Source organism: Alicyclobacillus acidoterrestris, from assembly GCF_022674245.1.
In the GTDB taxonomy this organism is placed as follows: domain Bacteria; phylum Bacillota; class Bacilli; order Alicyclobacillales; family Alicyclobacillaceae; genus Alicyclobacillus; species Alicyclobacillus acidoterrestris.
In genome coordinates, this window is sequence record NZ_CP080467.1 from 3,256,061 (window position 1) to 3,265,000 (window position 8,940).

Annotated in this window: 7 protein-coding genes and 2 rRNA genes (1 of these 9 running past the window's edge); 2 read left to right on the forward strand and 7 right to left on the reverse strand. The window is 53.3% G+C overall.

Annotated elements, in window-relative coordinates; translation table 11 throughout:
* Positions 1–92: 92 nt before the first annotated feature.
* Positions 93–1,676 carry a stage V sporulation protein B gene (gene spoVB, locus K1I37_RS16050; RefSeq protein WP_021295049.1) on the forward strand — a complete coding sequence of 528 codons (1,584 nt, stop codon included), beginning with the start codon at positions 93–95 and terminating at the stop codon, positions 1,674–1,676.
* Here spoVB and K1I37_RS16055 read toward each other — a convergent pair.
* Positions 1,673–2,398, reverse strand: a complete 726-nt coding sequence (locus K1I37_RS16055; protein WP_021295048.1) for a DUF421 domain-containing protein — start codon at positions 2,396–2,398, stop codon at positions 1,673–1,675. The genes spoVB and K1I37_RS16055 overlap by 4 nt on opposite strands.
* A 68-nt stretch (positions 2,399–2,466) precedes the next feature.
* On the reverse strand, positions 2,467–4,635 hold the full coding sequence (locus tag K1I37_RS16060; RefSeq protein WP_021295047.1) for a sensor domain-containing diguanylate cyclase: 2,169 nt from the start codon (positions 4,633–4,635) through the stop codon (positions 2,467–2,469).
* Between the two features lie 165 nt (positions 4,636–4,800).
* On the opposite strand from K1I37_RS16060, the gene K1I37_RS16065 reads away from it, so the two are divergent.
* Positions 4,801–5,205: a TIGR04086 family membrane protein gene (locus K1I37_RS16065; protein WP_021295046.1), complete on the forward strand. Its 405-nt coding sequence runs from the start codon at positions 4,801–4,803 to the stop codon at positions 5,203–5,205.
* 48 nt (positions 5,206–5,253) lie between these two features.
* Here K1I37_RS16065 and yajC read toward each other — a convergent pair whose 3' ends face one another.
* The 5 genes from yajC to K1I37_RS16090 all read right to left on the reverse strand — a co-directional run.
* Positions 5,254–5,700: a preprotein translocase subunit YajC gene (gene yajC, locus K1I37_RS16070; protein ID WP_021295045.1), complete on the reverse strand. Its 447-nt coding sequence runs from the start codon at positions 5,698–5,700 to the stop codon at positions 5,254–5,256.
* Positions 5,701–5,702: 2 nt separating this feature from the next.
* Complete coding sequence (tgt, locus tag K1I37_RS16075) at positions 5,703–6,845, reverse strand: tRNA guanosine(34) transglycosylase Tgt (RefSeq protein ID WP_021295044.1); 1,143 nt, start codon at positions 6,843–6,845, stop codon at positions 5,703–5,705.
* The gene (gene queA / locus K1I37_RS16080) at positions 6,823–7,896 is read right to left on the reverse strand and encodes a tRNA preQ1(34) S-adenosylmethionine ribosyltransferase-isomerase QueA (RefSeq protein WP_407653167.1); all 1,074 of its coding nucleotides are present in this window, start codon (positions 7,894–7,896) and stop codon (positions 6,823–6,825) included. The genes tgt and queA overlap by 23 nt, the downstream gene beginning before the upstream one ends.
* 790 nt (positions 7,897–8,686) lie before the next feature.
* Positions 8,687–8,803: ribosomal RNA gene (gene rrf, locus K1I37_RS16085) — 5S ribosomal RNA — on the reverse strand.
* A gap of 108 nt (positions 8,804–8,911) precedes the next feature.
* Positions 8,912–8,940: ribosomal RNA gene (locus K1I37_RS16090) — 23S ribosomal RNA — on the reverse strand (it continues 2,915 nt past the right edge of the window).

The following is an 8,940-nucleotide window of genomic DNA, read 5'->3' on the forward strand; positions in this document are numbered from 1 at the left end:
GGCTTACAGTCATCTTTGAACCAGGAAAAACGGCCATTATTCACCACAAATTCACAGTCTGATAAAGTTTCAAAAGATCGGAGCGTTGCAGTGTGAATCGGCAGTCCTTCCTCCACGGTGCACTGATTCTCATGATATCAGGTCTCATCACGCGGATTATGGGCTTTGTTTACCGCGTATTTCTCACGCGGATTATCGGAGCAGAAGGAATGGGTCTATTTCAGATTGTCTTTCCCATCCTAGGCCTCGTACTCACGCTGGTCACTGCAGGTTTGCCGCTCGCCATCTCCAAACTCGTGGCAGAAGCGGTGGCTCAAAACGATAAAGCCCGCGTCAAGCGCATCATGGCGGTCAGTGTCGGCGTTGTGTCCGTGATGACCATCATCTTGACCATTGCTATGTACACGTGCCGCGGTTTTGTTCAACACCATTGGCTCTCAGACCCGCGCGCATTCCCGACGTATCTCGTGATGATCCCCGTCGTCAGCATCATCGCCGTTTCCAGTCTGTACCGGGGGTATTTTCAAGGTCTGCAGGACATGTCGCCAACCGCTTGGGGGCAGATTCTCGAACAAACCGTCCGCATCATCAGTATCTGGATCTTAGCGGCCTATTTCGTGCAGTTCTCGCTGGCGTATGCGGCGGCGGCGGCCATGATGGGCATGGTACTTGGGGAATTGTGTGGCTTACTGTTCCTCATCGTTGCCCAGCGCCGCAGGGGGCGTTTGGACGACGTATTACCGGAAGGTGCGACACGAAGCCAGGAATCAGTCCGGCAGACCCTCCACGCGATGGGGGAAATCGCACTACCTGTAACCTTCAGCAAGTTGATTTGGTCACTCTTGTTCGCAGCTGAACCGATTCTCGTCATGCGTGCACTTCAGGCGGCCGGATTCGCTACGGCGACCGCCACCACGCTGTACGGCCAATATAGCGGCATGGCCATCCCGTTACTCGTGTTTCCGACGGTGTTCACCGGATCTTTGGCCACAAATTTGGTCCCTTCCGTGTCGGAAGCCATGGCGGCATCCGAGCGCTATCGCGTTCGCATCCGACTCTCTCAGAGCTTCACTGCGACAGCGATGGTCGCCTTTCCAACGGCAGTGGTGCTGACGATGTTCTCGGGACCACTCACACACTATATTTACAAGGAGGACTCCATCGGGCCCATTCTGGCCGTGATGGCCCCCTTTATGTTCTTACTCTGCCTGCAGGCGCCACTAACCGGCATTCTGCAAGGCTTGAACAAAGCCGGAATAGCCATGGTCAATTCCATTATCGGCGGCGTCCTCAAGCTCGTGCTCATCTACGTCCTCGCCGCCAAACCGACCATTGGAATCCTTGGCGTAAGCATGGCAACCGTGGCGTCGTTCACCGTTTCCTGCATCCTCAACCTCTGGTTCGTCGTCCGTTACGTCGGGTTTACCATCCGACTGCAGGCGTTGACACGCGTCGCGCTGGCCTCCTGTGGGATGTTTCTCTATATGCAAGTTATCACATGGAGACAAAATCCCCTGTCGTTTGGCTCCATGATGCTGGCCATCGTCGGCGGGTTCATTCTCTACTTTGGGCTGTTGTGCGCACTTCGCGTGCTCACCACGCGCAACATCCGACGAGTGCCGAGAATTGGTCCACTACTCGCGCGCCTCGTCTCGTGGATGCCATTTGCCATCTAATGTTTGTCTGATGGTTTATCTCGCTGTTTTTTGTCCTTGGCGTCGCGCTCGTCAATCCAAATTTGACCTTGCGTGTCAATCGAAGCGTAAAACACGTCCGACATCGCGTATCCGCGGCGCTTTAATTCCGACTTTAGCCACTCTTTGTCGCGGCCAAGGATACCAAGCGTCTTCGGAACCAGGACGCCATCGATGACCAACGGCAAAGGGATAGATTCCGATTGAACGGGTTGTCCGACATCTCGGGCGGTCAAGGGGCGCACGTCCGCTTTCGGAAACACGCTGAGTTGACCAGACGTCTCCAAAATGGCGAATTCCACATCAGCGATATTCGAGACGCCTTTTTCGCGAAGTTGGGTCAACAAGTCGTGAACCGAGTAGCGCATGCGTCTCATTTCACGATCTTTCACCTGACCATGCTCAATCAACACGGATGGTTCGCCGTCGACAAAGTGCCGAAACCGATGGCTTTTAATTTGAATGAAAGCAACCACGATTTGAAAGAGCACCAATGACCCAATCGCGATAAACGATTTGTACAGCGGAACTTCGGTATCCTCCATGGGCAGGGTCGACAGTTCCGCAATCATCACGGACACGACGAAGTCAAACACGGATAACTGCCCAATTTCCCGTTTACCCATAATCCGAAGTGAAATCATGACGACCAAATACAAAACGAGGACGCGAATTGGAAACTGCCAATCTGGTATATGTGGCACGTTATCCCCTCCCACCGAAGTATTATGACCCGGAGGGGGGACATTCCATGCAAGTACACTTTTGCCGTCTAGGCCATAGATTGCCCGGCGACGTCCTGCAATTCTGAAAACAAATTGGCCACGCGGTTAAACAAATCGGCACCGCCCTCCACGTCCTCTAACACATGGCGTTTGGCCTTTACCCGCACGTTCAGCACCACGCTGTCGCCCACTTGAAAACGGTAGGAACTAATCGCGCTCACCACGCGCTCTTCTATCATTTCCGCCTCCGCTTCACTCACCTCAGGCAACAAAATCAACATCTCGTCTCCGCCATACCGGCATGCGAGTTCGTCGTGACGTAAACACTCGCGAATAATCATCCCGGTCTGTCGCAAAACCTGGTCGCCCACCTCAAAGCCAAACGCGCTGTTGACATGGCCAAACTGCGCCAAATCAATACAAATTGCCGACCACCGCGTGACGCCGCGAAGCACTTCTTCACGCACCCGGATATTGACCATGTGGAAAGTGTAGAGTCCAGTGAGGTTATCGACGAACAGTTGCGCGTCAAACTCGGGTGTATACACTGCGGTGCGGTTGCGGCCCCGCTGTTTTGCGCCCCAGTACATCGCGCTGTCCGCCTTCAACAGCAGATCCCTATCCGTGTCACTATCCTCTGGACAACTTGCGATCCCGATACTCACCGTAATCCCTTGCAGTCGATACCCGTGAAACTCCACCGATATCTGACGCACGGCTTCACGTATCCGCTCGGCGACCTCGTACGTCTCTGTGCGCCCCAGCGGAAACAAAAGCGCAAACTCCTCACCGCCATAACGCGCCACAAATGCGTCTTCCCCACTGAATTTTTGCAATAGCCGGCCAACTTCCCGCAATACTGCATCTCCTGCCAAGTGGCCGTAGGTATCGTTGAATTTCTTAAAGAAGTCAATATCCACAATCATCACGGATACCGGTACGCCTTGTGCCACCGACGCACTCACCCGCGTAGACAGCTCTTCGTAAAAATATCGATAGTTGTATAAACCCGTCGCCGAATCTCTCCGTGTGCGCTCGTGTAATTCCTCGTAGAGGCGAGCGTTTTCAAACAGGACGGACACCTGACTCGCCAACGCCGACACGTACTGCGTATGGTATGTAAACGCATACGAACGCTCTGCATAACAGACAATCGCGCCTTGCGCAGTCATGTGTGCCTGCATTGGAAAGACCGCCATACTCAATAAACTAGGAACCTCATCTTTCAAAACTTCGTTCGAAAACCACCGCACACGTTTGTCCTTACGCGTATCCGGCACATAAATAAACTCTCCCGAGCGTATTGTCCGCCAAACCACGCCGCCCATCGATTCTGGAATCGTCTCGATCTCATACGCCAATGCTTGGTCCTCTGGATACACGACCTCTCGCACTAACGTTCTTCCCGTCTCATCCAGTACAAAGATGACAACGATATCCGCCAACGTCAACTTTTGCGCAAGCCGCGCGGCCTCTTCGGCAATGGCCCGCCTGTCAAACTCCGTCGTCAACCGCGTGGTGGCCTGATGAACAATCTGCAAGTCTCGCGTCAACCGATGCACGCGCAAAATATAGGCCAGAATCACGATCGGTAAAATCATGACCGGTCCCATGATGGAGTTGGCCTCCGACGCGCCAATCATCAGAAAAGCAAACGGCAAGCAAATCGCAATATTTAATAGGTCTGCAAATAGCACATAGACAGCTGAAGAAAACTCAAGCGTTCCTCTCGCCGCGTTCAACAGATTGATAAACAAGTGGTTAACTACCAAAAAAACGAGGGATGACACGATAACGCCGAGCAGCACCATCGTCGTGAGCTTATCACGACCCACATGACCCTGGAACAGCCGAAACGTCAGCGCCATAAAGAACACACTCAGCGTATATTGACCGGCATTAAAATAAGCCGTGATAAAATTCCAATCCCGCATCACCAGGGGTGTAGCAAACGCAGCGATAATGAGCGTCCACATCGCAAGCGCTGGTCCACTGACGACCATCGCGGCCATCGGCACCACGGGGACGAGTGTGGTTAAACTCTGCCGCATGGGAATCGGTAACATTTCCAACGTGGTCGCCAAAATGACCAACATGAGGAGCACAAACCAATTGGTGTCCAATAGTTGTGGGATATATAGCACGGCAACAATCAAACCAAGTGTTCCAAACAGTACACTCATCGCCGACTGTCTGCGCAGAACGACCTTTTCCACCCATGTACCGCCTTCCTAGGACACGCAGTTGGCAGCAGGGCCAATATCCAAGAAGCGAGGAGCGCGTGCACTCGGTTGAAGTTTTAGAACATTTTATCACAATCTCATAAAACGCAGAAGTAGGGAATAGAGATTAGTAAACATGTACAAGGGGTGACTCATCCGATGTACGATACAAAATCGTCTGGACGGCTTGGCGCCATTCGGCGGTACCCAGTGCTCTACGGTTGCTTCTGGGCCCTGATGCTCGCCGCAATCGGTATTGTCATTGTCTTTCTCATCGCTCAGTTGGGAGATCTACAGCCTCGGGGGATTACCGCTGCCGCATATATTATCCACTGCATCGCGGTCTTTTTCGGCTCCCTTGCAGCCAGTCGATCCGCCCAGTCACGCGGCTGGCTATACGGCAGCCTAACAGGTTTGCTGTATGCACTTTTAATGATTGCGATTGGCCTGTTTGTCTACAACACTTTTACGATTGACCCTAGTGGACTATTTCGCGTCTTTTTAATGGCCGCCATTGGCGCATTCGGTGGCATGATTGCGATGGCGACGACAGGGGACGACTAAGGCGGGAGGTTTCCCTCCCGCCCGTATCATTTCACATGCATTTCACACTCATGAATGTCGCTTGTCACTATCCGCATGGCGGTGTTCCTCGCCATGTTCCACTTCCTCATCTTCATCGACATCATCGGATAGCTCGCCTTCACGCTCATCGGCCTCATCAACGTATTCATCCGGTGGGCCCAGCGGATGTTCCTCCACTGCCTCGTCCTCAACTGCATCCTCGGCTTCCGCCGCAGGTGCCTCGCTGACCACGCGAACCACCGCACGCGTATCCATTTCTATCTCGACGCCTTCCGCCACTCGCGCGACGAGAATATCACCATGAACCTCTGCCACTTCGGCATAGATTCCCGATGCCGTCATAATTTTTGTACCCGGAGCGAGTTCTCTCATCATTTGCGCCTTTTTCTTCTGATTGCGCCGTTGCGGCAAAATCATCAGAAAGTAAAAGACAATCACCAAAATGACGAGAAAGATTAAGCTATTTCCGTGCATCCTTAAAACACATCCTCTCGATGTTCAGTATAACCATACGAATCGTAAAATTCTCGTTTGAATGCCAAAAACCTGTTCTCCTCGATAGACTTTCTCATTTTCTCCATCAAGTCCAGCAAGAAATGAACATTGTGGTAAGTGGTCAAACGAATGCCGAGTACTTCTTCGGCCTTCAGCAAATGCCGGATATAAGCTCTCGTAAACGTCTTGCAGACGCGACAGTTGCAATCCTCGTCAATCGGCGAAAAGTCATCCTTGAATCTCGCATTCTTCAACACAAGTTTACCTTTTGACGTAAAAATCGTACCGTTGCGCGCAATCCGCGTCGGCAATACACAGTCAAACATGTCAATGCCTCGCTCAACGCCCTCAAACAGGTCGTCCGGAGAACCGACGCCCATCAAGTACCGCGGCTTATCCGCTGGCAAGAACGGCGTCGTGTACGCGAGAATCTCGTACATCAACGGCTTCGGCTCACCTACACTCAGGCCGCCAATGGCGTATCCGGGCAAGTCGAGATCGACCAATGCCTCCGCCGCCTCCCGCCGCAAGTCGAGGTGCTCGCCACCCTGAACAATCCCAAACAACGCCTGCTCGTCCGGCCGAGCGTGCGCCGCAACACAGCGTTTTGCCCAGGCCAACGTCCTGTCGAGTGACGTGCGCAAATACTCGCGCGACGCAGGATACGGCGGGCACTCATCCAGTTGCATAATGATGTCTGCACCCAGCGCGTTTTCAATCCCCATCACCGACTCCGGCGAGAAAAAGCGAGGACTTCCATCGATATGCGACCGAAAAGCCACACCCTCATCCGTAATTTTGCGCAGCTCAGACAAACTGAACACCTGAAACCCGCCGCTGTCCGTCAAGACCGCGCCCGACCAATTCATAAACCCATGTAACCCGCCGCCTTGCTTCACAAGCTCCTCACCTGGGCGCAAGTGCAAGTGGTATGTATTCGACAAAATGATTTTGGCTCCCAACTCTTCGAGTTCCCACGGAGCCATTGTCTTCACCGTCGCCTGCGTGCCAACGGGCATAAACACCGGTGTTTCGATCACACCATGCGGCGTGTACACCCGTCCACGCCGAGCCGATGTGTCCTTGCATCGCTGAATCAACTCATACCTGACTGGTACCGTCAACAGGTGCCCTCCTTGTCAAAAACATAGCGTCACCAAAGCTAAAGAAGCGATACTCTTCCTTAATGGCCACACCATAGACTTCCTTCGCATAATCCGTCCCCATCCAAGCGCTCACAAGCATGAACAACGTCGACTTGGGCAGGTGAAAATTCGTAATCAGCGCATCCACCATCCGGAACTTGTAACCCGGATAGATGAAAATGTCGGTCTCCTGCGCACCTGGAATCAGCCGTCCCGTTGCACCCGCGCTCTCAAGTGTGCGCAGCGACGTCGTCCCAACGGAAATAATCCGCCTACCTTCCGATTTTGCCCGGTTTATCGCCTCGGCAGTCGCCTCGCTGACCTCATACCACTCGCTGTGCATCTCATGCGCTTCCACTTCTTCAACCTGCACAGAGCGAAATGTTCCGATACCCACATGCAGGGTCACCGTGTGCACTTCGACACCCATTTCGCGCACGCGCTTCAGCAGTTCCTCCGTAAAATGCAGCCCCGCCGTAGGCGCAGCGACCGAACCAACATGCTTTGCGTACACCGTTTGATATCTGTCCTTGTCCTCCAACGAAGCATGAATATATGGAGGCAATGGCATCTCACCCAGACGATTCGCGATATCCACGACCGGTTCATCCGACCAAAATCGTACTTCTCGCAAGCCTTCGCCCTCGACGCCAACCACTTCGACCATCACGTGGTCGTCATCGTTGCCGACGCGAATTTTCGTGCCCAAGCGCAGTCGCTTTGCCGGTCTCGTCAAAGCAATCCAAGACTGCTCACGTTCACTCGGCCGCAACAGCAAAATCTCGACCCGACCACCCGTGTCCACCTTTTCACCGTACATCCGGGCGGGAATCACTCTGGAGTCATTCAAGACAAGGACGTCTCCCTCGCGCAGGAAAGACGTGATCTCCCGAAAATGTGTATGCTGAATGTCGTGCGTAACCGGATCTACCACGAGGAGACGCGATTCATCTCGCGAAGATAGCGGCGTTTGCGCAATCAAACGCTCGGGGAGTTCATAATCAAAATCCTCAACGCGCAACCAATACATTCCTTTCCATTTTGCCCATACGAATACGTTCTTTCGAAATTCAGACCTTTTGTCGGTACAGGCGCATAACGTTATTATACTTGGAATCGACCACGTCGCAAAACAATTCCTCAAAGACTGCGGGTTTTGCTGCAGATGTGGCTGCTTAGGGTGATGGGGCGGCAGCCGGGGGCCTGGATGGGGTCGGAGACCTGGCAGCTTAGTGCACGAGAGACTAGGCCTGGCCCCTGGCCGGTCGGATAGCGCACGATTTCTGCCTTATTTGTGACATTGCAGCGGATTCGCGGCATTTAGCGCATGAATTCTACCTTATGCCCGCAAAATCACCGGAAATCGCGGCCTGGGCCGGCGAATAGGGTATTTTTTCGACCTTATCCCGCGGCTTTTCAGTTGATATGTCTTATTAGGACATTCAAGTGGGTGACAGGGAGCCGCACATTGGCTTCGGAGACTGTCCGGGTCTCAAACCGGAGCCCTCGCCCCCGACCCGGCAGCATAGTGCACGTTTTCTACCTTATTTGTGACATTACAGCAGATTCGGGCCACTTAGCGCATGAATTTTACCTTATGCCCGCAAAATCACCGCAAATCGCAGCCCAAGGTGCCGAATAGGGTATTTTTTCAACCTTATCCGGCGGCTTTTCAGTTGATATGTCTTATTAAGACATCCCGCCAGCTGCCATCAGGCCAGCCAAGTGCCTTCCCAGCCCGAATCCCCCACCCCCAACACAAAAAGAGCCCCAAGGTCCCGCTTCTCAGCGTTCCCCTCAGGGCCCTTCTCTTCTCTCTCGCCTGGCAACGTCCTACTTTCCCAGGAGGTCTCCCTCCAAGTATCCTCGGCGCTGGAGGTCTTCACGTCCGTGTTCGGGATGGGTACGGGTGTTTCCCCTCCGCCATTGTCACCAGACACGCTTCTGCTTCGCTCAGGTTCAACTTTTCGCTTCCCTTTGCTTCGCTTCCGCTGTGCTTTATACTTCCCTCGCTCCTGAACTATGGAACAACCTCTTCTTCTGTTCGGGTGAAGCCCTCGACCGATTCGTATCT